At 63.7% G+C, this 24,356-nt stretch carries 21 protein-coding genes; 11 read left to right on the top strand and 10 right to left on the bottom strand.

The features are described 5' to 3' along the window. Positions 1–58 precede the first annotated feature (58 nt). The 3 genes from ACVIIW_RS26495 to ACVIIW_RS26485 all read right to left on the bottom strand — a co-directional run bounded on the left by ACVIIW_RS26495 (position 59) and on the right by ACVIIW_RS26485 (position 3,145). Positions 59–1,375, bottom strand: a complete 1,317-nt coding sequence (locus ACVIIW_RS26495; RefSeq protein ID WP_456703434.1) for a homoserine dehydrogenase — start codon at positions 1,373–1,375, stop codon at positions 59–61. A 28-nt stretch (positions 1,376–1,403) separates the two neighbouring features. Then, on the bottom strand, positions 1,404–2,624 hold the full coding sequence (locus tag ACVIIW_RS26490; protein ID WP_092229124.1) for an LL-diaminopimelate aminotransferase: 1,221 nt from the start codon (positions 2,622–2,624) through the stop codon (positions 1,404–1,406). Positions 2,625–2,869: 245 nt separating this feature from the next. Further along, positions 2,870–3,145 (bottom strand): hypothetical protein, encoded by a 276-nt coding sequence (locus ACVIIW_RS26485; protein WP_456703433.1) that lies wholly within the window; start codon positions 3,143–3,145, stop codon positions 2,870–2,872. Between the two features lie 253 nt (positions 3,146–3,398). Here ACVIIW_RS26485 and ACVIIW_RS26480 point away from each other — a divergent pair, with 253 nt between their 5' ends. The 3 genes from ACVIIW_RS26480 (at position 3,399) to ACVIIW_RS26470 (ending at position 6,105) form a co-directional block, all read left to right on the top strand. Next, entirely contained in the window at positions 3,399–5,210 is a 1,812-nt protein-coding gene (locus ACVIIW_RS26480; protein ID WP_456703432.1) for a PHA/PHB synthase family protein, read from the top strand. Between the two features lie 57 nt (positions 5,211–5,267). Continuing rightward, positions 5,268–5,666 carry an MAPEG family protein gene (locus ACVIIW_RS26475; RefSeq protein WP_456703431.1) on the top strand — a complete coding sequence of 133 codons (399 nt, stop codon included), beginning with the start codon at positions 5,268–5,270 and terminating at the stop codon, positions 5,664–5,666. 106 nt (positions 5,667–5,772) lie between these two features. Further along, on the top strand, positions 5,773–6,105 hold the full coding sequence (locus tag ACVIIW_RS26470) for a hypothetical protein (RefSeq protein ID WP_456703430.1): 333 nt from the start codon (positions 5,773–5,775) through the stop codon (positions 6,103–6,105). 110 nt (positions 6,106–6,215) lie between these two features. Here the strand turns inward: ACVIIW_RS26470 and argC are convergent, their stop codons facing one another. From argC to ACVIIW_RS26455, 3 genes are all read right to left on the bottom strand, one after another. Beyond that, a complete protein-coding gene (gene argC / locus ACVIIW_RS26465; protein WP_456703429.1) occupies positions 6,216–7,199 on the bottom strand; it encodes an N-acetyl-gamma-glutamyl-phosphate reductase in 984 nt (327 codons plus the stop codon). Continuing rightward, positions 7,196–7,864 carry an FMN-binding negative transcriptional regulator gene (locus ACVIIW_RS26460; protein ID WP_456703428.1) on the bottom strand — a complete coding sequence of 223 codons (669 nt, stop codon included), beginning with the start codon at positions 7,862–7,864 and terminating at the stop codon, positions 7,196–7,198. The genes argC and ACVIIW_RS26460 overlap by 4 nt, the downstream gene beginning before the upstream one ends. A gap of 225 nt (positions 7,865–8,089) precedes the next feature. Next, entirely contained in the window at positions 8,090–8,620 is a 531-nt protein-coding gene (locus ACVIIW_RS26455; RefSeq protein WP_456703427.1) for a DedA family protein, read from the bottom strand. A gap of 292 nt (positions 8,621–8,912) precedes the next feature. Here ACVIIW_RS26455 and parE point away from each other — a divergent pair, with 292 nt between their 5' ends. From parE to ACVIIW_RS26435, 4 genes are all read left to right on the top strand, one after another. After that, the gene (gene parE, locus ACVIIW_RS26450; RefSeq protein ID WP_456703426.1) at positions 8,913–10,961 is read left to right on the top strand and encodes a DNA topoisomerase IV subunit B; all 2,049 of its coding nucleotides are present in this window, start codon (positions 8,913–8,915) and stop codon (positions 10,959–10,961) included. Positions 10,962–11,385: 424 nt separating this feature from the next. After that, a complete protein-coding gene (locus ACVIIW_RS26445; RefSeq protein WP_456703425.1) occupies positions 11,386–12,171 on the top strand; it encodes an outer membrane protein in 786 nt (261 codons plus the stop codon). Positions 12,172–12,391: 220 nt separating this feature from the next. Further along, on the top strand, positions 12,392–12,577 hold the full coding sequence (locus ACVIIW_RS26440) for a hypothetical protein (RefSeq protein ID WP_456703424.1): 186 nt from the start codon (positions 12,392–12,394) through the stop codon (positions 12,575–12,577). A gap of 21 nt (positions 12,578–12,598) precedes the next feature. Further along, positions 12,599–13,369 carry an SDR family NAD(P)-dependent oxidoreductase gene (locus ACVIIW_RS26435; protein ID WP_456703423.1) on the top strand — a complete coding sequence of 257 codons (771 nt, stop codon included), beginning with the start codon at positions 12,599–12,601 and terminating at the stop codon, positions 13,367–13,369. An 88-nt stretch (positions 13,370–13,457) separates the two neighbouring features. Here the strand turns inward: ACVIIW_RS26435 and ACVIIW_RS26430 are convergent, their stop codons facing one another. From ACVIIW_RS26430 to ACVIIW_RS26420, 3 genes are all read right to left on the bottom strand, one after another. Continuing rightward, on the bottom strand, positions 13,458–14,228 hold the full coding sequence (locus tag ACVIIW_RS26430; RefSeq protein WP_456703422.1) for an outer membrane protein: 771 nt from the start codon (positions 14,226–14,228) through the stop codon (positions 13,458–13,460). Positions 14,229–14,407: 179 nt separating this feature from the next. Continuing rightward, on the bottom strand, positions 14,408–15,667 hold the full coding sequence (locus ACVIIW_RS26425) for an FAD-dependent oxidoreductase (protein WP_456703421.1): 1,260 nt from the start codon (positions 15,665–15,667) through the stop codon (positions 14,408–14,410). A gap of 37 nt (positions 15,668–15,704) precedes the next feature. Continuing rightward, complete coding sequence (locus ACVIIW_RS26420; protein WP_456703420.1) at positions 15,705–16,616, bottom strand: LysR family transcriptional regulator; 912 nt, start codon at positions 16,614–16,616, stop codon at positions 15,705–15,707. 98 nt (positions 16,617–16,714) lie between these two features. Here ACVIIW_RS26420 and ACVIIW_RS26415 point away from each other — a divergent pair, with 98 nt between their 5' ends. Next, positions 16,715–18,055, top strand: a complete 1,341-nt coding sequence (locus ACVIIW_RS26415; protein ID WP_456703419.1) for an MFS transporter — start codon at positions 16,715–16,717, stop codon at positions 18,053–18,055. A gap of 9 nt (positions 18,056–18,064) precedes the next feature. Continuing rightward, the gene (locus ACVIIW_RS26410; protein ID WP_456703418.1) at positions 18,065–19,606 is read left to right on the top strand and encodes a M81 family metallopeptidase; all 1,542 of its coding nucleotides are present in this window, start codon (positions 18,065–18,067) and stop codon (positions 19,604–19,606) included. Positions 19,607–19,842: 236 nt separating this feature from the next. On the opposite strand, the gene ACVIIW_RS26405 is transcribed toward ACVIIW_RS26410, so the two are convergent. Next, entirely contained in the window at positions 19,843–21,366 is a 1,524-nt protein-coding gene (locus tag ACVIIW_RS26405; protein WP_456703417.1) for a caspase family protein, read from the bottom strand. A 193-nt stretch (positions 21,367–21,559) separates the two neighbouring features. Between ACVIIW_RS26405 and ACVIIW_RS26400 the strand changes: the two genes are divergently transcribed. Both ACVIIW_RS26400 and ACVIIW_RS26395 read left to right on the top strand, forming a co-directional pair. Further along, positions 21,560–22,522, top strand: a complete 963-nt coding sequence (locus tag ACVIIW_RS26400; RefSeq protein ID WP_456703416.1) for a helix-turn-helix transcriptional regulator — start codon at positions 21,560–21,562, stop codon at positions 22,520–22,522. 280 nt (positions 22,523–22,802) lie between these two features. Beyond that, a complete protein-coding gene (locus ACVIIW_RS26395) occupies positions 22,803–24,323 on the top strand; it encodes a DEAD/DEAH box helicase (protein ID WP_456703415.1) in 1,521 nt (506 codons plus the stop codon). Positions 24,324–24,356: the final 33 nt, after the last annotated feature.

Below are 24,356 nucleotides of genomic sequence, written 5' to 3'. Positions count from 1 at the left end.
TTTATTTCTCGAGCATGCTCTTTTCGGAAAACCGCTCCACACTTTTCCGGATCATGCTCTAGTTCTTCTCAATCCTGATGACCTGCGGCCGTCCGCTGATCACCTTGTCCCTCTGCACGGCGGCGAGTGCGCGGCGCACGGCGTCCTCATGCGTGGCATAGGTAATCAGGATGACGGGCACGGGCACTGCCTTGCCGTTTGCCGATGCGGCGCCGCCATTGGGATGGCGCTGCACGATCGACTCGATCGAAATCTTCTGCTCTGCCAGCCGGGTCGCGATCGCAGCCGCGGTGCCCGGGAAATCGCGCGCCAGAAGGCGGATGTAGTAGCCGCCCTCGTGCCGCTCCATCGGCGCCTTCCTGGTGTCGCGCAGCTGCGCGATCGGCCGGCCGAACGGATTGGCGCGGATGCCGCGCGCAACATCGGCGATATCGGCGACGACAGCGGATGCAGTCGCCGCACCACCCGCGCCGGGTCCGACCAGCGTAATCGGGGGAATGCCCTCTCCATCGATCGTAACCGCGTTGGTGACACCCATCACCTGCGCGATCGAGGAGGTTTTTGGCACCATGGTCGGATGCACGCGCTGCTCGATACCCGTGGCGGTGCGCACGGCAACACCGAGCAGCTTGACGCGGTAGCCGAGATCGGCGGCCGCGCGCAGATCTTCCGGCGCGATGGAGGAGATGCCTTCGACATAGACCGCGCTTTGAGCAACTTTCGTGCCGAAAGCGAGGCTGGCGAGAATGGCGAGCTTCTGCGCGGTATCGTGGCCGTCGACGTCGAAGGACGGATTGGCCTCGGCATAGCCGAGCCGCTGCGCATCCTTGAGGCACTCGGCAAACGACAGGCCCTCCTGCTCCATTCGCGTCAGGATATAATTGCAGGTGCCGTTGAGGATGCCATAGACGCGCTCGATGCCGGTTCCGGCGAGACCTTCACGTAACGTCTTGATGACGGGGATCGCGGCGCCGACGGCTGCCTCGAAATTCAGCGCGCCGCCATGCTTTTCGGCCGATTTGGCGAGCTTCAGACCGTGCTTGGCGAGCAACGCCTTGTTCGCGGTGACGACGGACTTGCCGGAACCGAGTGCGGCTTCGACGGCGGCCAGCGCGGGATCGCCTGCGCCGCCCATCAACTCGACAAAGCACTCGACCTCGGGATGCGTGGCGACGGCCAGCGGATCCTTCGCCCATTCGACGCCGCGCAGATCGATGCCGCGCTTCTTGGCCTTCGAACGCGCCGTCACCGCGACGACGCGAATGCCGCGGCCGGAACGGCCCGCGAGCACGCGCGCCTGCGTCTCAATCAAACGGACAACCTCGGCGCCCACGGTGCCGAGCCCCGCTATGCCCACTTTGAGGGGTGCAACCATGATGCTTTAGTGAACCTGCAGGAGAGAATTAGCGCCTGTTGGCGAGTGGAACGACGTTGTGCAACGTTTCGATGCCGCTTTCAAGGAAGCGGCGCACGCCGCGCGCGGCCTGCCTGATCCGTTGCTCGTTTTCCACCATGGCGATGCGGACATATCCTTCACCATGTTCGCCGAAGCCGACGCCGGGCGAGACCGCAACACCTGACTTCTCCACCATCAGGGTCGCGAACTGCATGCTGCCGACGCTGCGGAAGGCTTCCGGCAGCGGCACCCAGGCGAACATCGAGGCTTCCGGCGGCGGAATGTCCCACCCCGCGCGGCCGAACGACTCCACCAGCGCGTCGCGACGCTTGCGATAGGTGTCGCGCATCTCCTTGATGCAATCATCGGGACCGTTCAGTGCCGCAGTCGCGGCGACCTGCACCGGAGTGAAGGCGCCGTAGTCGAGGTACGATTTGACGCGGGCGAGCGCCGCGATCACGCGCTCGTTGCCGACCGCGAAGCCCATGCGCCAGCCCGCCATCGAATAAGTCTTCGACATCGAGGTGAACTCGACGGTGACGTCGATGGCGCCCGGCACCTGGAGCACCGAGGGCGGCGGATTGCTCTCGTCGAAATAGACCTCGGCATAGGCGAGATCGGACAGGATCAGGATCTCGTGCTTCTTCGCGAATGCGACCAGGTCCTTGTAGAAATCGAGGCTCGCGACATAGGCGGTCGGGTTCGAAGGATAGCAGACGACGAGCGCGAGCGGCTTTGGGATCGAATGCACGATGGCCCGCTCCGCAGCCTCGAAGAATTGCGGCGTCGGCTCCGAGGGCACCGAGCGGATCACACCGCCCGCCATCAAAAAGCCGAAGGCGTGAATCGGATAGCTCGGGTTCGGACAGAGGATCACGTCGCCCGGCGCGGTGATCGCCTGCGCCACGTTGGCAAAGCCTTCCTTTGAGCCGAGCGTCGCCACGACCTGGGTATCGGGATTGAGCTTCACACCGAAGCGGCGCTCGTAATAGGCAGCCTGGGCCCGGCGCAGGCCGGGGATGCCGCGGGAGGCGGAGTAGCGGTCGGTGCGCGGCTTGCCCAACGTCTCCTTGAGCTTCTCCAGCACGTGGGGCGGGGCCGGCAGGTCCGGGTTGCCCATGCCGAGATCGATGATGTCGGCGCCGGCATTCCGCGCGGCCGCCTTGGCCCGGTTGACCTGCTCGAACACGTAAGGCGGAAGGCGGCGGATGCGGTAAAAATCGTCCATGGCTCTCTGGGCTCCGGGCAACCGGTCAAGACAGAATCGAAGGGCGATGACGACCCTTTCGAGGAGGCTTCGCCCTGCGTGCAAAAATCACTCAAAATCAAATACTTGGAGTGAAATTCGACGACGAGGACTGAACTCCTTCGTCCTGACTCTCGGCTGAATTGAAGTCTTTTAGCACGGAGTGGCGGGGGCGCCAGCGATTTACCTTGCGCCGCCCGATGACCGTGCCGTCGCGCATTGGCGTTCTATTTGGCATCCTTGGCGGCGACGGCCTGACGGTCGCGCGCGGCCGCTAGCTCGGCCTCGATCTTGACGCGCTGGTCGAGCGGGATGATCGCCTGATCACGGTCCGGCGGCAGGTCGTGGACCGGCAAATAGGCACCTGGCTCCTTGGGATGCGCCGCCGTATCGGCGGCAGTCATATCGGCAAGCTGACTCGAGCAGCCCCCCAACGCGAACACCACCATCAGCAGCGCGCAGCACGCAAGCCGCGTCTTTTGCAGGTCCCACAACGCCAACACCTGGGAAATCCCCTACTCGTCCCAACGCCAGGCTGCCGGTAGCTTAACCAACAACCTGCCCAAGCTCAAACCATTGCTGCCCACAAATGGCGCGAGCGAGAAATCATCCAAGGCCCACGGAACGTGAGGTGCACGGCGATTGTGACAAAAGCAAGAAGCTTTGTCGCAGTGCAGCACATCTTCGCACCTCTTTGACGCGAAACCAGCGAGCTTCGCGGTGACGAATACGGAATGAATTGTTACTGTCGTCTCCATGAGTACCGTTACGACCGACACGCCCAAGTCAAAGTCCGACATGAAGTTCGATGCGGAAGCCTTCGCGATGAATGTCGCGCGGGCGATGGAGAGCGGCGGCAAGGCGCTCGCCGCGTATCTGAAGCCGCGCGAAAGCGGCGAGGTGCAAGACCGCCCGCCGGCCGAGCTCACCGAGGTCGTCAAGACCTTCACGTCGGTCGCCGAGTATTGGTTATCGGACCAATCGCGTGCGTCCGACCTGCAGACCAAGCTTGCAAAAGATTATCTCGACCTCTGGGGCTCTGCGGCGCGGCGGATGGCCGGCCAGGACGCCCAGCCCGCGATATCACCCTCCCCGCGTGACAAGCGCTTTGCCGATCCGGAATGGAAGTCGAACCAGTTCTTCGATTTCATGATGCAGCTCTATCTGCTCACCAGCAAATGGGCGCAGGAATTGGTGCATGACGCCGAGCTCGATGCGCAGACCCGCCGCAAGGCCGAGTTCTACGTCCAGCAGATCACCAACGCGATCTCGCCCTCGAATTTCGTGCTGACCAATCCGGAGGTGCTGCGCGAGACGGTTGCAAGCAGCGGCGAGAACCTCGCGCGCGGCCTGACGATGCTGGCCGAGGACATCGCCGCCGGAAAGGGCATGCTGAAGATCCGCCAGTCCAATCCGGACAATCTCGTCGTCGGCGTCAACATGGCGACGACGCCAGGCAAGGTGATCTACCAGAACGAGATGATGCAGCTGATCCAGTATTCTCCGACCACGGAGAAGGTGCTGCGCACGCCACTCCTGATCGTGCCGCCCTGGATCAACAAGTTCTACATCCTCGATCTCAAGCCGGAGAAGTCCTACATCAAGTGGTGTGTCGACCAGGGCATCACCGTGTTCGTGATCTCATGGGTCAATCCCGACAAGAAGCTCGGAGCCAAGAGCTGGGAAGACTACATGAAGGAGGGCCCGCTCACGGCGATGGACGTGATCGAGAAGGTCACCGGCGAGCTGAAGGTGCATACGGCCGGCTATTGCGTCGGCGGCACCATGCTGGCAACCACGCTGGCCTGGCTTGCCGAGAAGCGGCGCCAGCGCGTCACGTCGGCGACGTTCTTCGCCGCGCAAGTCGACTTCACCCATGCCGGCGATCTCCTCGTGTTTGTCGACGAGGACCAGATCGCCGCGCTCGAGCAGGACATGAAGATGTCGGGCGTGCTCGAAGGCTCCAAGATGGCGATGGCCTTCAACATGCTGCGCTCGAACGATTTGATCTGGTCCTACGTCGTCAGCAACTACCTCAAGGGCAAGGAGCCGAGCGCGTTCGACCTGCTGCACTGGAATTCCGACGCGACACGGATGACGCAGGCGAACCATTCCTACTATTTGCGCAACTGCTATCTGGAGAACCGGTTGTCGACCGGCACCATGGTGCTCGACAACACGCTGCTCGACCTCTCCAAGGTCAAGGTGCCCGTCTACAACCTCGCCACCCGCGAAGACCACATCGCGCCAGCAGAATCCGTGCTGTACGGCTCGCAATTCTTCGGCGGGCCCGTGAAATACGTGCTGTCAGGCTCCGGCCACATCGCCGGCGTGGTCAATCCGCCGGCCTCGAACAAGTACCAGTACTGGACCAACGACAACATCAAGGACGTCACCATCGCCCAGTGGATGAAGGGCGCGGTGGAGCACAAGGGCTCGTGGTGGCCGGACTGGCGTGAATGGCTGGGCGCGCTCGACCCGGAGGAAGTGCCCGCGCGCAGCGTCGGCACCGAGGCGCTGCCCCCGATCGAGGACGCGCCAGGCAGCTATGTCAGGGTTCGCGCATAGCGCAACAGCGCGCGCTTTCGTATAAGTTCACGGTATCGATTTGGAGGGGACCGGATTATGACGCGTGAATTGTTCTGGCTGACCTGTACGGTGATCCTGACCGGAATCCTCTGGATCCCCTACACCATCAACCGTTGCCAGGTTCGTGGGCTCGGCGGCGCCATGGCCAACCCTTCGCGCGGCGACAAGCCTCAGGCCGAATGGGCGAACCGCCTGATGTTCGCGCACGACAACGCGGTGGAGAATCTCGTGCTGTTCGCACCGCTGGTGCTGATCCTGAACACGATCGACTATTCCTCGAAATGGACCGTGCTCGCCTGCGTGGTCTATTTCTGGTCGCGCGTCGCGCATCTGATCGTCTATGCGCTCGGCATCCCGGTATTCCGTACGCTCGCCTTCACCGTCGGCTTCCTGGCCCAGGCCGTGCTGGCGCTCGCGATCTTCAAGGTGTTTTGAGGCATCCAGGGGTACGAACAGGGCTGTTCCCGCGGCCAATCCAACTCTATCGTTCCGTGCTGGTGGAAGCCAAAACGAGGCACTGCCGATGCGGATTCTTTTGCCAGTGATCGCGACGATCACCCTTGCTGCCTCGTGTTGCGCGGCCGTCGCGCAGGTGCAATGCCCCGAACTGGGCCGCCTGCGCAACGAGGCGACGGAGGCCTCCAAGCCCAAGACGCGCAGCTTGATGCTCAACCGTTGCGAGGACAATATCCGCGCATCGCAGGCCTGGAGCGCCGTCGTCGACTACGCGAGGGACCATCAGGACGTCTGCGATGTCTCCAACGAGTCACTTGGCGCATTTGAGGCATCCCGCCACGCCGCGGTGACGGCCCGCAACAACGTCTGCGCCGGTCGACCCGCGCGGCCGTTTCCGGCTGAGATCATCCGACAGTAAGGCATGCGCGCCGCAGGGCATGAGCCCCGGCTCTGCAGCGCATCACCGCCGGACGATGCTTCGCATCGCCAGGGCAGTGCTGCGCCGCGTCCGGGGCAACGGCGTGCCGCTTACGCCTCCGGCAGACCCAGCATCAGCCGCATGTTCTGCACGGCTGCGCCCGAGGCGCCCTTGCCGAGATTGTCCAGCCGCGCGACCAGCACCGCCTGGTGGTACTTGTCGCTGGCGAAGACGTAGAGCTCGAGCATGTTGGTCTCGTTGAGCGCCTCCGGCTCGATGCGGCCGCCCTTGGACGCTTCGTTCTGGAGCGGCATCGCCTTGACGTATTTCGAGCCGGCGTAGCGCTTGGCCAGCGCCGCCTGGAGATCGGCACCATCAGGCTTGCCCGGCAACGTGTCGAGCTGGAGCGGGATCGAGACCAGCATGCCCTGCCGGTAGTTGCCGACGGAGGGAATGAAGATCGGGCGCCGCGTCAAGTTCGAATAGAGCTGCAGCTCCGGCAGATGCTTGTGCTCGAAGCCGAGGCCATAGAGCTCGAAGGATGGCGCACTGCCGTCCTCGAAGCTTGCGATCATCGATTTGCCGCCACCGGAATAGCCGCTCACCGCGTTGACGCTGATGGGATGGTCGGGCGGCAACAGGCCCGCATCGACGATCGGCCGCAGCAGCGCGATTCCGCCGGTCGGATAGCAACCCGGATTCGAGACCTTCTTCGCGGCCTTGATCTTGCCGGCCTGGTCGGGCGCCAGCTCCGCAAAGCCGTAGGCCCAGTCAGGTGCGACCCGATACGCGGTCGAGGCGTCCAGCACCTTCGGCGCCGAAGTCCCCATGCTGTCAATCAGTGCGACCGTCTCCCTGGCGGCATCGTCGGGCAGGCAGAGGATGACGAGATCCACCTCCTCCATCAGCGCCTTCTTGGCCGCAGGATCCTTGCGCTTGTCGTCGGCGATGGTTTTCACCACGACATCGTTCTGGAGCTTCAGCCGCTCGTTGATGCCGAGGCCGGTGGTGCCGGAGCCGCCGTCGACGAAGACGGTGGCGGTTTTCTCGGCTGCGCCGGTGGACGGCGCTTTCGTGGTTTCCGTGAGGCTCATGATACGCTCCTTTCGAGCATGTTGGTTTCGGCCGCGAAGGCTTCGGGCCTCACGTCCTGCATCAGTTGGGCGATCTTCCTGGCGTCGGCATCGGCTTGTGCGCCGAGTGCATTCGCGATCGCGACGTAGTCGGCGTCCGATTTGTGCTGATTCAGCTTGAAGCTGCCTTCGACCTCTTCGACCTTCATGACCAGACCCACGATCCCCTTCTTCAGCGCCTCGAGCCGGCCTGTCGTCATCTTGCCTGAAGTCCACGGCTTCTTCGGCAGCAGCCAGCTCTCGAAGATGTCGCTGAGCGTGTCGATCTGCACCGCCAGCTCATCGTCGGACAGCAGCTTCACGGGCCCGGTGAGATGCACCGTCTGATACAGCCAGGTCGGCACTTGATCCGGCGAAACGTACCAGTCGGGCGATACATAGGCATCGGGGCCGTTGATCGCGAGCAGCCAGCGCGTCGTGCCGTCCGCAAGCCTTACCAGCGGATTGTGACGGGCGACATGAAAGGCTGCCTGCGGCGTGCCGTCGGCCGCATACGTCAAATAGAACGGCAGCGGCGAAGCGACCGGCTTGCAGCCGTCGAAGGCGCACATCGTGCCGAAACCGCGCTCGCCTGCGAATTTCAGGCTCGCGGCACGATCCGGCTTGAAAAAGGGTGGCGTGTACATCGTGGTCTCCTGCTGGGCCTCCTTGGGGGCCGCTGGATCAGATCGCGCTGACAGGAGAAAGAATGCCGCGGATCGGATCCAGCGGCAAAGACGATGATCTCAAACGCGATCGACCGCCCAAACCGCAAAGCTGCGGCGGCGGCGACGGGCGAACAGGATGGTCGCGGCGTTGATCATGGCGCGCGGCTATAAGGCCAGATGCAGTTCCCGTCAAGGTTCACGGCGTCAGATGAGGCGCCAGATCCATTCCATGATCCTGGCGATGACATCGCCGAACAGCAGCAGTGCCGCTGCCCACACCAGCGCCGAGATGAAATTGGCCGCCTGGAAGCTCCAGTACGGCATTTCGAAGATGCCCGCGGCGAGCGGCACGGAGGCGCGTAAGGGACCGAAGAAGCGACCGATGAAGATGCTGGGCACGCCCCAGCTCCGGACAAAGGCCTCGCCTCTGGGAAGAATTTCCGGATAGCGCGAGAGCGGCCACATCTGCGCGACCTGCTCCTTGTAGCGATAGCCGAACCAGTAGGAGACCCAGTCGCCGAGCGCGGCGCCGATCGCGCCGGCAATCCAGACCGGATAAAAGCTGATGCCGCTTGCGCCGATCAGCGCGCCGATGGCGACCAGTGCCCCCCAGGCCGGGATCAGCAGGGAGATGAAGGCGAGCGATTCCCCGAACGCGAGCAGGAACACGATCGGAGCAGCCCAGGCCTGGTGTAAACGCACGAAATCGGCCAGTGCGTGCGCAAACTGCTCCATTCCAGATTAGCCTTCCCGCCTCGCCCTGAGGTCATGTTCCATGAAAAGCACTGGTAAGCCAGGGACTTGTGTGACATCAAGTCACAAACCTCTGCACGGGGCGGCCGGCGGCGTCAAATTGCCGGGATCTGGTGAGCCGGCGGCGTAAAATCGCCGGGATTGGCTCGCAACCACCCCAAGAAGCAGTCAAGAAGCGGTCAAGATCGGCGCGGCCTGACCTTCCAGGCCGGCCGTGGCATAGTCTCCGCAACCGATTCGCCGCCTGCGCGGCCCTCAAAGCACATCAAGATATATGTCCAAGCAGTTGAAGACAAAAAGCAAAGACGATTTGTTCGACGGCAATGAGCCGAAGGGGCGCGCTCCCGCAGCCAAGGCCGCGCCGCGCGCGAGCGGCGGGGAAGCCGATTACACGGCAGCCGACATCGAGGTGCTTGAGGGCCTGGAACCGGTGCGGCGCCGGCCCGGCATGTATATCGGCGGCACCGACGAAAAGGCGCTGCATCACCTATTCGCCGAAGTCATCGACAACTCGATGGACGAGGCGCTCGCGGGACACGCGACCTTCATCGGCGTCGAGCTCTCCGCGGACGGCTTCCTCACCGTCACCGACAACGGCCGCGGCATTCCTGTTGATCCGCACCCGAAGTTCCCGAAGAAGTCGGCACTCGAAGTCATCATGTGCACGCTGCATTCGGGCGGCAAGTTCGACAGCAAGGTCTACGAGACCTCGGGCGGTCTGCACGGCGTCGGCATCTCCGTCGTGAACGCCCTCTCCTCGCGGCTCGAGGTCGAGGTCGCGCGCAGCCAGAAGCTCTACCGCATGAGCTTCGAGCGCGGCCATCCCAAGGGCAAGCTCGAGGATCTCGGCAAGATCAGCAACCGCCGCGGCACGCGCGTGCGCTTCAAGCCCGATACCGACATCTTCGGCGCCAAGGCCGCGTTCAAGCCGCAACGTCTGTTCAAGATGACGCGCTCGAAGGCCTATCTGTTCGGCGGCGTCGAGATTCGCTGGAATTGCGCGCCCGAACTGCTCAAGGGCGTCGAGGACGTTCCGGCCGAGGCCACCTTCCACTTCCCCGGCGGCCTCAAGGATTATCTGGCGGCGGCGATCCACGCCGATACGCTGGTGCATCCCGACATCTTCTCCGGCAAGTCGGGGCGCAACGGCGCGCATGGCGCCTGCGAATGGGCGGTGGCCTGGACCGCGGATGCCGACGGCTTCCTGTCTTCATACACCAACACCGTGCCGACGCCCGACGGCGGCACCCATGAATCGGGCTTGCGCAGCGCGCTGCTGCGCGGCCTGAAGGATCACGCCGAGCGCGTCGGCCAGGGCAAGCGCGCCTCGTCCATCACGTCGGAAGACGTGATGGTGGGCGCCGCCGTGATGCTCTCGGTGTTCGTGCGCGAACCTGAGTTCCAGGGCCAGACCAAGGACCGCCTCGCCACGGCCGAAGCGCAGCGCATCGTCGAACAGGCGATGAAGGATCCGTTCGACCATTGGCTCTCGGGCAATCCGAACATGGCCAACCGTCTGCTCGACTTCGTGATCGACCGAGCGGAGGAGCGGCTGCGCCGCCGCCAGGAAAAGGAGACGGCGCGCAAGACGGCCGGCAAGAAGCTGCGCCTGCCCGGCAAGCTCGCGGACTGCACCGACGCAGGCACCGAGGGCTCCGAACTCTTCATCGTCGAGGGTGACTCGGCCGGCGGCAGCGCCAAGCAGGCGCGCGATCGCAAGACCCAGGCGGTGCTGCCGTTGCGTGGAAAAATCCTCAACGTCGCTTCTGCCGGCAAGGACAAGCTGACGGCGAACGCCCAGCTGTCCGATCTCGTGCAGGCGATCGGCTGCGGACAACTCCTGCAGTATCGCGAAGAGGATCTGCGCTATCAGCGCATCATCATCATGACCGACGCCGACGTCGACGGCGCCCACATCGCTTCGCTCCTGATCACCTTCTTCTACCGGCAGATGCCGAAGCTGATCGACGAGGGACATCTGTTCCTCGCCGTGCCGCCGCTCTACAAGCTGACCCACGGGCAGAAATCGGTCTACGCACGCGATGACAAGCACAAGGACGAGCTGATCAAGAGCGCTTTCAACGCCAACGCCAAGGTCGAGGTGAACCGCTTCAAAGGCCTCGGCGAGATGATGCCGGCGCAGCTGAAGGAAACCACCATGGATCCGAGTAAGCGGACGCTGCTCAAGGTGGTCCTGCTGCCCGATGATCGCGACACCACGGCGGATTCGGTCGAGCGCCTGATGGGCACCAAGGCCGAGGCGCGTTTTGCGTTCATCTCGGACAAGGCGGAATTTGCCAGCGAGGAACTGCTCGACGTCTGATGCGGCGATGGCCACCCAAAAGCCCCGGCCTTGCGCCGGGGCTTTTTCATTTTGGGGCAACCGTGCAGCGCTTCCAGTCCGCCTCGGCGATTCCTCTGGCGGCGGGCGACTCGGCCAACGACTCAGAGCGGACGGGCGCACGCCCGGGCTGCGTCAGGATTGCCGCGCGCTCGGGCAAAGGCGCATTCCGAACGAAGAAACCCACCTTGGACCACAGCCCCTGCAATCCATTAACATATTGAAATAGATTGATTTTTGTCGATATAGATGACGGCGTCATCGAACCTGACGAGCGGGCGTTTTCCGGCGACTGTGCCTGGCCTGCAACAGCATTTCGGCGAGAACCGTCTATAGTCCGAGCCATCAGAACACACGGACTTCAGTGCGCTCGCGCCTGCTTCGAACCAAGGTTGGGGATTTTATCATGAAGAAGATTGCTCTCGCACTGACCGCGATTGCGGCAATGACGGGTTCGGCGTCGGCGGCTGATCTTGCGGCTCGTCCCTACGTGAAGGCCCCGATGGCGGCTCCGGTCGCGAACTGGACCGGCTTCTACATCTTCGGCGGCGCCGGCGGCGGCCTCTCGAACTCCGACCAGAGCGTCGTCTCGACCACCACGGGCACGCCCCTGACCATCACCCAGCGCCAGGGTGGCTCGGGCTGGTTCGGCACCGTCGGCCTCGGCTACGACTGGCAGTTCAACAGCACCTGGGTCGCCGGCGTGTTCGCCGACGGTCAGTTCGGCAGCATCCGCGCCACCGTGCAGGATCCGCTCGCCCAGATCACCGGTAGCCAGAAGCTGGAAGACTCCTGGGCCGCGGGTGTCCGCCTCGGCTGGCTGGTCGCTCCGAACGTTCTGTCCTACGTCAACGGCGGTTACAGCGGCGCTCACTTCGGCAGCACCAACTTCACCAATCTGGCTGGCGTTTCCTCCGGCACGCACCTCAACGGCTACAACCGCAACGGCTGGTTCGTCGGTGGCGGTGTCGAGAACAGCCTGAACATCTTCGGCATCTCCTCGCCCGGCTGGTTCATGAAGACTGAGTATCGCTCGGCCTTCTACGATGCGAAGACTCAGGACGAGCTCTTCAACACCACCAACCTGCCGACCGGCGTGAACAGCATCCGCGCCAACAACTGGAACCAGACGATCTCCACCTCGCTGGTCTACCGCTTCAACTGGACCGGCCCGGTCGTCGCCAAGTACTGAGATCTGAAGTAGCAAGATTTAAAGTACTGAGCTGAACTCACCTTCAGACGTCAAAGCCCCGGCATCGTCCGGGGTTTTTTCGTTGCGCGGTGCCTTACCGGCCGTCAGCGACCATTGTATCCGAACCGACGCTGCGGCTAGTGTTGCGGGACGTTTTCGCGGGTCCGTGGCGATCGTTGATGCCATGGGTCGCGACAGAATCAGACCGATGGAGGAATGCATGCGCAGATTTCTGCTTGTCGCAGGCCTGCTTGCCGTCGCCCTCGGGCTGCTCTGGATCGGACAGGGCACGGGCACCGTCGCCTGGCCGCGATCGAGCTTCATGGTCAACCAGCTGCAATGGGCCGGTTATGGCGCTGCCATGGCAGGCTTCGGGCTGGTGCTGATCTGGCAAAGCAACCGATGAAAGAAACCAGGACGTGAAAGCATGACATCCAACCGGTTCGATCTCCGCGGCAAGGTCGCGATCGTCACAGGCGGCAATGGCGGCATCGGCCTCGGTCTCGCGCACGGGCTCGCTGATGCCGGCGCAGACATCGCCGTGGTCGGACGCAATGAAACCAAATCGGCCGCAGCGGTCGCCGATCTCAGGGGTCGCGGCGTCAAGGCCGTATCAGTCACCACCGACGTCACCGATAAGGCGGCGGTCGCGGCGATGATCGACCGCGTCTTGAACGATCTCGGCCGTATCGACATTCTGATCAACAACGCCGGCATGAGCATCCGCAAGCCGCCGCACGAGCTCGAACTCGACGAGTGGAACAAGGTGATCGACACCAACCTCACCAGCGCCTTCGTCTGCTCGAAGCTGGCCTATCCGGCGCTGAAGGCGTCAGGCAACGGCAAGGTCATCAACATCGGCTCGATGATGTCGATCTTCGGCGCGAGCTTCGCGACCGCCTATGCGGCGAGCAAAGGCGGCATCGTGCAGTACACGCGCGCCTGCGCCAATGCCTGGGCGCCTGACAACATCCAGGTCAATGCCATCCTGCCGGGCTGGATCGACACCGATCTCACGCGCGGCGCGCGCAAGCAGGTCTCGGGCCTGCACGAGCGCGTGCTGGCACGCACACCCGCGGGCCGCTGGGGCGACATCGACGACTTCGCGGGCATAGCGGTCTTCCTCGCCTCCGCGGCGTCGAACTTCGTCACGGGCACCGCAATCCCGGTCGATGGCGGATTCTCGGTGATGGCATGAGGCGCCTGTGATGCAAAAAGAAGCCCCGGCAATGCCGGGGCTTTGAATTCTTGGCAGTGACCTTTTTTGCTGATTGGTCGTTTGTGGCTCAGTACCGCGCGATCGCAGGCGCGTCGAACTTGTAGCTGGCGCGGACGACGGCCCACTGGATGTCACGCGGTTTGGCATCGAAGGTGTAGTTGCCCGAGGTGCCGCCGAGTTGATAGGTCTGGCCGCCGAAGGCCGCGTAATTGTACTCGAGGCCGACGATCCAGTTGCGGGTGATGCCGTATTCCCAACCGGCGCCCACCGTCCAGCCGTTGGCCCAGTGGGTCTGACCACCTGAACCCGTCGCCGGGCCGACCGTGTCGCTGACGTTAAGACGGTTGTTGACGCCGGCGTAGCCGCCCTTGAAGTAGAACAGGTTGTTCTGAACCGCGAAGCCAGCGCGGCCGACGACGGTGGCGAGCAGATTCGCACGCCACGTGAAGACGTCGTCACCGGCGCCAAACGCGGTGTTCACGACGGTGCCCCTGTTGTCGAGGCCGGAGATCGTGCCTTCCATGCCGAACACGTAGTTGTTGGCCTGCCAGTTGTAGCCGATCTGGGCGCCGCCCATGATGCCCGCGCTACGCTGACGGTAACCCTGCCCCGGCGTCAGATCGCCGAACGGGGCACCGACGCCGTTGTTGATGAACTGCTCGTTGGTCCAGGCGCCGCCGATGTGACCACCAACGTAGAAGCCGGTCCAGTTGAACAGCGGCTCGATGTAGGCAGGCGCCTTGGTGTAGGGACGCGCGGCGAGATCGGCGGCGGAAGCTGCACCAGTCGAAACCAGAGCGGTCGTGCAGGCGAAGGCGGCAATCAACTTGTTACGCATGGTACACCCCGTGTCCTTTGATGGGCGCACGCTCACACGCAGTTCTTACTCGAATTTGAATCAAGACAGTTAAGGCACGGGATTGGCAGTTGGCGGCCCCTGAATCCGGATGCGCTGTTGCACACACGCCACGCCGAAGCTGCGATTTAACGCGGCGTTATCCCTACCAAACCGCTGCATCAGGGTGCCGGCACGGCTGTCGAATGCACGTGCTCCGGCCGCACGCCGATGGCGATGAAGCGCGCCGGAATACCCTGAAGCCATGGCAGCGCATTGATGAGGCGCAAGACAAGCGGCACCTTGAGCGGTTGATCGCCGCCCTTCAGCGCACCGCTGATGATGTTGTTCTGCACGATCACCTGCATCGCCTGCGTCATCTTCACCGGGAACTCGCGGCGCCGCCTGATCGCATCGAGCTCTTCGTCCGATGGACAGCCGCGCGTCAGCTTGCCCGCGAGCAGGTTGGCAGTCGCGACCGCATCCTGCACGGCAAGATTGACGCCGACGCCGCCGACCGGCGACATCGCATGCGCGGCGTCGCCGATGCAGAGCAAGCCGGGCCTGGTCCAGCGGCCCAGGCGATTGATCGCGACGGTGAGAAGCTTGACGTCGTCAAAGCTCTTCACCTCGCCAATCCCGCGCTTGAGGATCGGTGCCATGCGCACGACGTCGTCGAGCAGCGCCTGTAGTCCCCTCGCCCTCACCGCATCATATTGTCCCTTGGCGATGACATAGGCGCACTGCCAGTAATCGCCCCGATCGAAGGTCACCATCATCTTGCCTGGCTCGACGCGCGCGAACAGATTTTCGGTCTCGTCGCCAGACCGGCCGGCCCGGAACCAGAGCACATCCATCGGCGCGCCGATCTCCTCGACGGCAAGGCCGGCTCGTTCGCGCACCGTCGAATGCCGCCCGTCGCAGGCAACGGTGAGATCGGCCTCGATGTCGACGATGCCGTCGCGCGTCCGGGCGCGCACGCCGGCAATGGCGTCGCCGCGGCGGATCAGGTCGACCGCCTCCGTGCTCATCAAAACCTTCAGCGAGGCGAAGCGCTTGCCCGCCTCGCGCAGGAAATTGAGAAAATCCCATTGCGGCATGAAGGCAATGAACGGGTACTTCGTATTCAGCCGGCTGAGATCGGCGATCCGCACCTTGGTGCCGCCGAACAGGCCGTCCATCTTCTGCAAGCGCTGATGCGGCAGCTTGAGGAATCCGTCGATCAGGCCTAGCTCGTCCATCACCTGAAGCGTCGACGGATGCACGGTGTCGCCGCGAAAATCGCGGAAAAAATCTGCGTGCTTCTCCAACACCACGACATCGATGCCGCCGCGTCCCAGGAGATAGCCGAGCATCATGCCGGCGGGACCGCCGCCGACGATGCAGCAGCGGACTTTCATCGGGCGTGATCCGGTCGGCTGTTGCGTCATATCAACGGTCATGACCATGGCCTCGGTGTGGTTCGGTTCACAACAACGATCATGACGCCGGCTCGGTGCCAAGGCGCCTGGTCACAAGATCCAAGAACTCGCCGGCAAGCGGCGAGATGTTCAGGGACCGATGGCGGATGACACCGACGGTCCGTGTAATTTCCGGGACCGAGATTGGAACTGCCCTGATATTGGAGCCGGGATCTGCCGGCAGCGCCATAGCCGGCAGGATGGCGCAGCCGACGCCAGCTTCCAGGAGTTCGACGATGCAGGAGACGTGCTCGACTTCGTAGAACCAGCGCAGTTTCAGGGCTGCATTCCCGAGCAATACCTCCAGCAAGAGCCTGTTGCCGCTGTCGCGTCCGCCAATCATGAGCCGCAGCTTCGGCATCGCTTGCAGCTCTTGCAGCGTGACCGATTGGCGCGCGGTCAACCGGTCGTCCTTGTGCACCGCCAGGACGAACCGGTCTGCCAGCAACGGTGCGAAAGTCAGATCGGGATCGGGCCCGGGGTCCACGCCGACCCCGAATTCGGCCAACCCGGACAGGACCTGGCGAACGACAAGGTCCTGGTTTCCGTCGAACACCTGGACACCCACGTTGGGATGCCGTTCGGTGAACGTCCTCAGCAAGGCTGGAAAAGCCTGGCAGACGACGGTCGGAATGCTGGCTACCCGAATCTTGCCGAAGCGCCTCTCGGCGACCTCGCGGATTGAATCGAGCATCCCGTTCAGATTGTTGATCTGCTGGCGCGCCATCGGGAGGAAGTGGCGTCCCGCCCCGGTGAGGGCCACCGACCTGGTGGTACGGCTGAACAGCTCGACCCCCAGCGTTTGCTCCAGCTTCTGGATCCGGCGCGACAGGCCCGGCTGGGTCAAATGAAGCTTTTCGGCTGCGCGCTGGAAATTCAGCAGCTCGGCCGCAATCACGAAGGCCTCGAGTTCAGCGTTCTCGACTTTCATGCGGAAGTCTCATCAGTCGCAAGCGAACCCGCATTGGACCTCGTTGTCGGCGGTTTCTACGATCCGCATCGCCGGACCGAAAGGAACAGGTAGCACCGATGTCCGTACAGCAGCAACTCGCCTCGCCAGTGCCGATCGCCATGACCACACCAACGCACGTGGTCGCGGCAGACGCGACCTACCGCAAGATCGTGCTGCACATCATGCCGCTCATCCTCGTCTGCTATTTCTTTGGCTACCTGGACCGGGTGAACGTCGGATTCGCCAAGCTCGGCATGGTCAGCGACTTGCACCTGAGCGAGGCCGCCTATGGCTTTGGCGCGGGCTTGTTCTTTGTCGGTTATCTCTTGCTCCAGGTACCCGCAGGCTATCTGGTTCAGCTCTACGGCCCGCGAAAGTGCATTGTGGCGTCGATGATCTCATGGGGGCTCGTCTCCATGGCAACTTTGGCGACCCGCGACGAGACCAGCTTCTACGTCTTTCGCTTCCTGCTCGGGATCACGGAGGCCGCCTTCTTTCCGGCTGTGATCGCCTGCTTCAGTTTGTGGTTTCCCTCGTTCAGGCTCAGCAAGGTGATGTCCTTACTGTTCCTCGCCCTGCCCCTCGGCGTGATCCTCGGCGGTCCGCTGTCCGGCTGGATCATGGACGTCACCCATGGCGGCTACGGCCTACGAGGCTGGCAGTGGATGTTCGTGCTCGAAGGCCTCCCCGCGATCCTGCTCGGGGTCGTCGCGAGCAAGGCGATCGTCGAACGGCCGGACGATGCTGCATGGCTGACATCCGACGAAAAGGCCCTGGTGCAGCGCGAACTCGCCCAGGAGTCCAGGGACAAGCAAACGAGCCTGTGGCCGGCGTTGCGAGAGCCGACGCTATGGATCTTGTTCGCAACCTCGTTTCTCTACAACCTCGGCAATTACGGCCTCGTGTTCTGGATGCCGAGCATGATCAAGTCGTTCGGCGGGCTGACGAACTTCCAGATCGGCATCGTGACCGCACTGCCTTACCTGATCGCGGCCTGCGCCATGCAGCTCAATTCGTTCCACTCCGTGAAGACTGGCGAGAGGCTCTGGCATACTGCAGCTCCCCTGATTGTCGGCGGCGCCGCCTTGGTGGCGGGTGTCGCGACGCGCCACGTGCCGGCGCTCTCCTTCTTGTGCCTCACCGTCGGCATCTCCGGCATCCAGTGCACATTGGCCATGTTCTGGAGCCTGCCTTCCCGCGTGCTGGCGGGAACGGCAGCGGCCAGCGGGGCCGGACTGGTCAATATTGGTGCGGCCACCGCAGGTTTCGTCGGCCCGGCAGTCCTCGGCGTCCTGAGCCAGATGACGGGCAGCATGATGGCCGGCGTTTCGCTGCTGGCGATCGCGCTGTTCGCAGCCGCCGGTCTGATCCATTTAATTCCGCGGCACCTGATGGCCCGGCACGTCGTGTCGGCTTAAGGGGGAACGATGGTCCACAAGGCTCCAATCCCTCTCGATCGCGGGAACGGTACGCACAAGCGGTTTCAGGTCGCGATCGCCGGCTTCCATATCGAGAGCGTGAGCTTCCTTCCTGTCGTCTCGACTTGGGACGATTTCGAGCAGGTGGCGCTGCGCGGGGATCGTATCGTCGAGGACCTCCGCGGCACAAATACCGTGATGGGCGGCTTCATCGAAATCTGCGAGCAGGCGGACGTGGAGTTGGCTCCGCTCGTCCATACGGCACTCGGCGCCGTGGGGCCCGCCACGGATGATGCCTTGAGACGCTATGCGAACGAGATGGCCTCCGGCGTCAGAGCCCTGCCCGATCTGGATGGCGTGCTACTCTTCTTGCACGGCGCGTGCTGGACGGCGTCCTATCCGGACCCCGAGCGCTTCATCATGGACACGGTGCGTGTTGCCCTGGGGCCCGATAAACCCTTGATCGTCGCCTTGGATTATCACGGCAACATCGACGCAGACACGCTGCAAAACGCGACTGCCGCGTTCGCCTATCGAAAGTCGCCACATACGGACACAGGCGATACCGGACGGCGCGCCGCCATCTGCATGCTCCGCACGCTGCGTGGCGAGATTTCGCCCGCATGGGCAATCGCCAAGCCAGGCGTGCTCGTCCCGTCGATCTTCAGTGCGACCGCCTTGCTTCCCCTGGCAGATCTCATCGAGGAAGGGCACAAAATCGAACGCGACAGCGAGCGCTATGTCGACATTTCGCTGATGGCCGGCTTTTCCTATGCCGACGCGCACAATGCCGGCTTTTCGGTGCTGTGCGTCACGGATGGCGATCTCGCCGGAGCTCAGACGATCGCAGACCATCTCTCAGGGCAGGTCTGGAACCATCGGCACGCGCTCTACAGGCCCTTCGAAGTCCATACCGCGGAGGCGGCAGTTTCCCGGGCGTGCGCAGGCCTCTCGGTACGCGAGACCACGGGCCGCCCCTACGTCCTGGTCGAGCACGCTGACCGCATGAACGACTCCACCTACCTGCTCGCCGAGCTGCTCAAACGCCGTGTCCCACGGGCCGCGGTGCCGTTTCTCTGGGACGCGGCCGCCGCGCAAAAAGCGTTCGCAGCAGGGATCGGTGCGTTGGTGAAGCTCAAGCTCGGCGGCCATAGCTCCGAGAAGGCGGGGCCGACGCTGGACGTCACCGCACGCGTGCTGTGGGCAGGCCCGAAATCCTATCGCGTGACCGGCTCTTACATGCATGGCATGCCTGTCGACTTGGGCATGTCGGCACTGCTTGACGTCGATGGATTGTCGGTGAGCGTTGTCAGCGCCTTTGCATTCGCGGTGGATGGTGACGCCTTCGGCGTGTTCGGACTTCGTCCGGAAGACTTCGACATCATCGTGCTCCGTTCAAAGACCCATTTCCGGGCCTTCTACGAGGGAGTGGCCGCGGAGATCCTGATCGTCGATACGCCGGACCATGGAGTCGCCGATCTCAGGCTTTTGCCCTACAAGCGGCTGGATACGCACCGCGTATTTCCGTTTGCTCCGGAAATCGCGCATTGATGTCATCCGAACAGATGGCGCGGGACGCTGCGCCCGCACGAGGAGAACGGCCAAGAGATGACTGGCAAGGCGAACGTAAGCCTGATCCAGTTTGACGGGAAGGTGCTCGAGCCCGACCTCAATCGATGACGTCGCCCGCTATCGAATCCATGTCGGGCTTGCAACCGACCGGCGCGCGGACACTACGCGCAATACCTCACGATGTCCGCCTGAGAAGCGCGCATGGTTCAAACCGCTCAATTGTTGCTGCGGTTCGCGGTCCGGAAGCTCTTGACCTCCGAGACGCTGCCGTCGCGGTACGTCAATTCGACGGACATGAACTGCGTCGCCGGCGGCAGCTTCTCATAAAGCAGCATGCCGGCCGTGATCGCAGAGGGATCGCGGAGATCGCAGGGCGGCAGCTTCAGCACCTTGTCGGGCACCGCCGTGTCGATGCCGATGCGCACCTCGCGGATTGCACAGCGGTACGACACCAAATGAGAGTAGTAGACCAGCAGCCCGTTGAACTGGCGGAATGACAGCCAACTGGTGGCGGTCATGTCGAGGATCTTGCGCTGGTCGCGGATCAGCGCCGCTTCCGGATCGAACTTGATCGGGAACGGACCCTGCATGTCGCCGGAGGCATCGACGTAACGAACCTCGATGGTGCCGGCCGGCGCATCCGCAGCCAGCTCGATCGACGGATTTGGCATCCGCTTGCGGGTGCGCGGATCGAGCGTGTCCATGAAGCCGGTCTCGCGGAAATCACCATTGCCGGCCATGCGCCAGGACACGCCGAGCGTGGGGTCGGCAAACGAGAACGTCACGCTCCAGCCGCCATTGTGGCGCGAGAAGCTCGCGATCGGCGCGTTGGTGGTCTCCTCCTTCGGCACGCGCGGCGCCGACACCGGCGGCAGCGCCGCGACCTTTTGCGGCGGCGGATCGGCCGGCCGTATCGCTCCCGCCGCCGCATCCTTCGCGGCACCGCTGAGGAAGACGTCGTCGACCATCTGGTCGAAATAAACCGGCACCTGCTTGTGCTTGACGGTGTCGGCCATCTCGCTGACCAGACGGCGCGTATGCTGCGCGACCTGCACCAGGTTCTCGCCGGGCTGCAGCAGCTCCCTGGCGAAGGTGCGGGTGAACACCGAATTCGGATTGGCATCGTCGTTGGAGAGACGATCGAGCGCGGTTTGCCGCGGCCCGGCCGAGAACACCGAGAACACGCCCTCAGGAAGCTGTGTCATCGGCGCAAGCCCGCCACCGCCGGCGACCGCACGCGTGCCTGATCGTTCGAACGGATTGTTGCGGCAGGCGTCGAACACGAGGATCGAGGTGCGCGCCTTCTTGTTCTGGAGACGCTCGACGACGCGATCGGCGAGAATGGAGGCGTCGCGCACCAGCTCTTCCTGGCCTTCGGTTGCCGCCGGGACATCGGTCGGCAGCAGATAATTCTGACCCGCGATCTCGAATCCGTGGCCTGCATAGAAGAAGAAGGCGGTGTCGCCGGGCTCGATCGCGCGGTCGAACGCCAGCAGCGTCTCGGCGAACTGCTGACGGTTCTGGTTCTCGGCGACCATTACCTGGAAGCCGAGCTGCTTCAGCGTGTCGCCCATGGTGCGGGCATCGTTGACGGCTTTCTGGAGCTTTGGAACGTTTTTGTAGTCGTTGTTGCCGACGACGAGCGCGACGCGCTTTTCGGCGTGGGCGGCGTCAACGAAAGTGCCGAGGCTCGCCACAACGGCAATCGCTGCCAAAATTCTGAAAACCCGACGCGTCATCTCGATGTTCCCCCTTGAGAGCGGCTCCCCATCGGCTGCGATCCGGAAGCCCGCCCCCGTCGATGTGATAGTCGGCTCAGCCACAACGGCGGTTCAACCGGCCCATCCCAGCAGCTGCGCCATCTGGCCTATGGCAGATTCCGCCGGAATCTGCTTTTTCTTGGAGGCAATTCCGTTCGAGACGAGGGCTGCCGTGTATCGCTGGTGCACCGACGAGGTCGAGCCGCACGACCGTTTCGACTATTGGCGCGAGGTCCGGGCGAAGGGCTTGTTCGGCGTCACCGCGGAACTCGAGCGTGAACGGCGGGGCGACTTCTACGGTGAATTCTCGCTGGGCCAGGTCGGCAATGGCGCCCTGGTCGAGCTGAAGGCCTCGGCCTATGCGGTCGAACGGAGCCAGGCCGACATCGGCCACGCACCGGGTGACAGCATCTGCGTCTACCAGCAGCTCGGCGGTGGTGGCTGGTTCGGCGGCATGCGCTCCAGCGATTTCGCCATTGCCAATGGCAGTTTCGCCACCAGCCATACGGACCTCACCTACCGCACCAAACCACTGGGCCGTGCCGGCTTTCACCTGCGGATCCTGAAGATCCCGGTCAGCGGGCTTGCAACCCAGGACAAGCGCATGCGCGAGCTTGCGCCGAAACCGTTCAACGATCCCGCTCTGGCTTCCCTGCTCGATGCCTGCTTTGCCGATCTCCGCGAGGCTGCTGCCAATGAGGGATCGTCCGACGCGATCCCGCTGGTACAGGCGCTGGGACATCTCGCGCTGATCGAGCGCGGCATCGTCAGGCCGGGCAGCCGGCGCGGACAGGCCGCGCTCCGGACCGCCCGCCTGTCGCTGGCCCGGCGCCTGATCGCGCATAATTTGCAGGACCCCGATCTGGCGCCGGCCCGGGTGGCCGACCTGCTCGGCGTCTCCGTCCGGCACCTGCACATGCTGTTCGAGGTCGCGGAGCGCAGCTTCTCCCAGACCGTGACCGAAGAGCGGTTGAAGCAAAGCCGACGGCTGATGCGCGAAGCGCCGGAGCGGCTGATTGCCGACATCGCCAAGGCCTGCGGTTTTGAGAGCCTGGCGACCTATTACCGGGTCTTCAATGCCGCCTACGGCATGGCGCCCGGTGATTTCCGGGCCCAGGCTGCAGGGTCATGCTAACCACCGGGCCGGCCGGCGCGGCGAAAAGCCGAGTTTCAGCCGGTATTTGTCCAAAAACCTTAAGGTTTTAAGGACCTTCCCGCGCCTGCTCCATTGACTTTGGCCGATTCCACCCTATGTTCCGGGTCGACGCGGCTCAGATCGAAAAGCGATTCCTGAGCCTGGCGCTTTGTTCGCGTGAGTCAGCACCCCCAGCTTCTTTGAGAGCGCGCCGTTTCGGGGTGGAACGCGACAGCCTTTTTACTCTCGATTCCGAACGGCGGTTTCGACCAGAGGCTCAATGTCCTTTTCCAATCTCGGACTGTCCGAAAAAGTCCTAGCCGCAGTGGCGGCCACCGGTTACACCACCCCCACTCCCATTCAGGAACAGGCGATCCCCCACGTCCTTGCACGCAAGGATGTGCTCGGCATCGCCCAGACCGGCACCGGCAAGACCGCGGCCTTCGTGCTGCCGATGCTCACCATTCTCGAAAAGGGTCGCGCCCGCGCACGCATGCCGCGCACGCTGATCCTCGAGCCGACCCGCGAGCTCGCGGCTCAGGTGAAGGAAAACTTCGACCGTTACGGGGCCGGCCAGAAACTCAACGTCGCGCTGCTGATCGGCGGCGTCTCCTTCGGTGACCAGGATGCCAAGCTGACCCGCGGTGTCGACGTGCTGATCGCCACCCCCGGCCGCCTGCTCGACCATACCGAGCGCGGCGGCCTGCTGCTCACGGGCGTCGAGCTGCTCGTGATCGACGAAGCCGACCGCATGCTCGACATGGGCTTCATTCCCGACATCGAGCGCATCTGCAAGCTCGTTCCCTTCACGCGGCAGACCCTTTTCTTCACCGCGACGATGCCGCCGGAAATCCGGCGCATCACGGAGGCCTTCCTGCACAATCCGCAGAAGGTCGAGGTCTCCAAGCCCGCCACCACCGCCGTCACCGTCACGCAGTCCCAGGTTCCCGCCGGGCGCGAGGCCCACGAGAAGCGCGAGCTTCTCCGCAGGTTGCTGCGCGAGGCCAAGGATCTCAAGAACGCGATTATCTTCTGCAATCGCAAGCGCGAAGTCGCGATCGTTCACAAATCGCTGCAGAAACACGGCTTCAGCGTCGGCGCACTGCACGGCGACATGGACCAGCCGGCCCGCATGGCGGCGCTCGAACAGTTCCGCAAGGGCGAGCTCCCGTTGCTGGTCGCCTCCGACGTTGCCGCCCGCGGCCTCGACATTCCCGAGGTCAGCCACGTCTTCAATTTCGACGTCCCGCACCATCCCGACGACTACGTCCATCGTGTTGGCCGCACCGGCCGCGCAGGCCGCACCGGCACCGCGATCTCGATCGTCACGCCGCTCGACCAGAAGTCGATGGTCGCGATCGAAAAGCTGATCGGCCAGAGCATTCCCCGCGCCGAGGGCGATTTCGAAGTGCCTGCGGAGTCGGCGGAGCGGAGCGACCGTCCGCGCGAAGCGCGCAGTCGCGATCGTGAACGTTCCCGCGGCGGACGCGGCAAGCCGCAGCGCGGCCGCGACCGTGAACGCAGCCACGAGCCGCGACACGCCTCGGAGGCAATGCCGTCGTCGGAAGGAACAAGGTCCTCTGCGGAAGCACGGCCCGCGCGCGAGGCAAGACCTCCGCGCGAAGCAAGGCAGTCATCCGAGCCGCGCGGAGGATCGCGCCAGCAGGCCAACAATTCGCACGTGCCGTCGATCGGCCGCCCCGAACCACGCCGCCAACGCGAGGTCGACACCGAGCCCGGCGATCACTCGCATCTCCCGGCGTTTCTGCTTCGACCGGTGCGCTCCCCCGCCGGGGCCTGAAACCACGATACACGCCTGGGTTGAATGTTCGGT

It is taken from the genome of Bradyrhizobium sp. USDA 4449, from assembly GCF_054056275.1.
Note: the sequence above shows the minus strand (reverse complement) of the source record. Positions and strands in the feature narration are given on the sequence as shown.

Bases quoted from the DNA above. Each gene is read 5' to 3' on its own strand.
- ACVIIW_RS26420 (WP_456703420.1), bottom strand. From the start codon at position 16,616: ATGAAAGTCGAGAACGCTGAACTCGAGGCCTTCGTGATTGCGGCCGAG.
- ACVIIW_RS26415 (WP_456703419.1), top strand. From the start codon at position 16,715: ATGTCCGTACAGCAGCAACTCGCCTCGCCAGTGCCGATCGCCATGACC.
- ACVIIW_RS26430 (WP_456703422.1), bottom strand. From the start codon at position 14,228: ATGCGTAACAAGTTGATTGCCGCCTTCGCCTGCACGACCGCTCTGGTT.
- ACVIIW_RS26435 (WP_456703423.1), top strand. From the start codon at position 12,599: ATGACATCCAACCGGTTCGATCTCCGCGGCAAGGTCGCGATCGTCACA.
- ACVIIW_RS26440 (WP_456703424.1), top strand. From the start codon at position 12,392: ATGCGCAGATTTCTGCTTGTCGCAGGCCTGCTTGCCGTCGCCCTCGGG.
- ACVIIW_RS26405 (WP_456703417.1), bottom strand. From the start codon at position 21,366: ATGACGCGTCGGGTTTTCAGAATTTTGGCAGCGATTGCCGTTGTGGCG.
- parE (WP_456703426.1), top strand. From the start codon at position 8,913: ATGTCCAAGCAGTTGAAGACAAAAAGCAAAGACGATTTGTTCGACGGC.
- ACVIIW_RS26395 (WP_456703415.1), top strand. From the start codon at position 22,803: ATGTCCTTTTCCAATCTCGGACTGTCCGAAAAAGTCCTAGCCGCAGTG.
- ACVIIW_RS26445 (WP_456703425.1), top strand. From the start codon at position 11,386: ATGAAGAAGATTGCTCTCGCACTGACCGCGATTGCGGCAATGACGGGT.
- ACVIIW_RS26475 (WP_456703431.1), top strand. From the start codon at position 5,268: ATGACGCGTGAATTGTTCTGGCTGACCTGTACGGTGATCCTGACCGGA.
- ACVIIW_RS26455 (WP_456703427.1), bottom strand. From the start codon at position 8,620: ATGGAGCAGTTTGCGCACGCACTGGCCGATTTCGTGCGTTTACACCAG.
- ACVIIW_RS26460 (WP_456703428.1), bottom strand. From the start codon at position 7,864: ATGTACACGCCACCCTTTTTCAAGCCGGATCGTGCCGCGAGCCTGAAA.
- ACVIIW_RS26425 (WP_456703421.1), bottom strand. From the start codon at position 15,667: ATGACCGTTGATATGACGCAACAGCCGACCGGATCACGCCCGATGAAA.
- ACVIIW_RS26410 (WP_456703418.1), top strand. From the start codon at position 18,065: ATGGTCCACAAGGCTCCAATCCCTCTCGATCGCGGGAACGGTACGCAC.
- ACVIIW_RS26490 (WP_092229124.1), bottom strand. From the start codon at position 2,624: ATGGACGATTTTTACCGCATCCGCCGCCTTCCGCCTTACGTGTTCGAG.
- ACVIIW_RS26480 (WP_456703432.1), top strand. From the start codon at position 3,399: ATGAGTACCGTTACGACCGACACGCCCAAGTCAAAGTCCGACATGAAG.
- argC (WP_456703429.1), bottom strand. From the start codon at position 7,199: ATGAGCCTCACGGAAACCACGAAAGCGCCGTCCACCGGCGCAGCCGAG.
- ACVIIW_RS26495 (WP_456703434.1), bottom strand. From the start codon at position 1,375: ATGGTTGCACCCCTCAAAGTGGGCATAGCGGGGCTCGGCACCGTGGGC.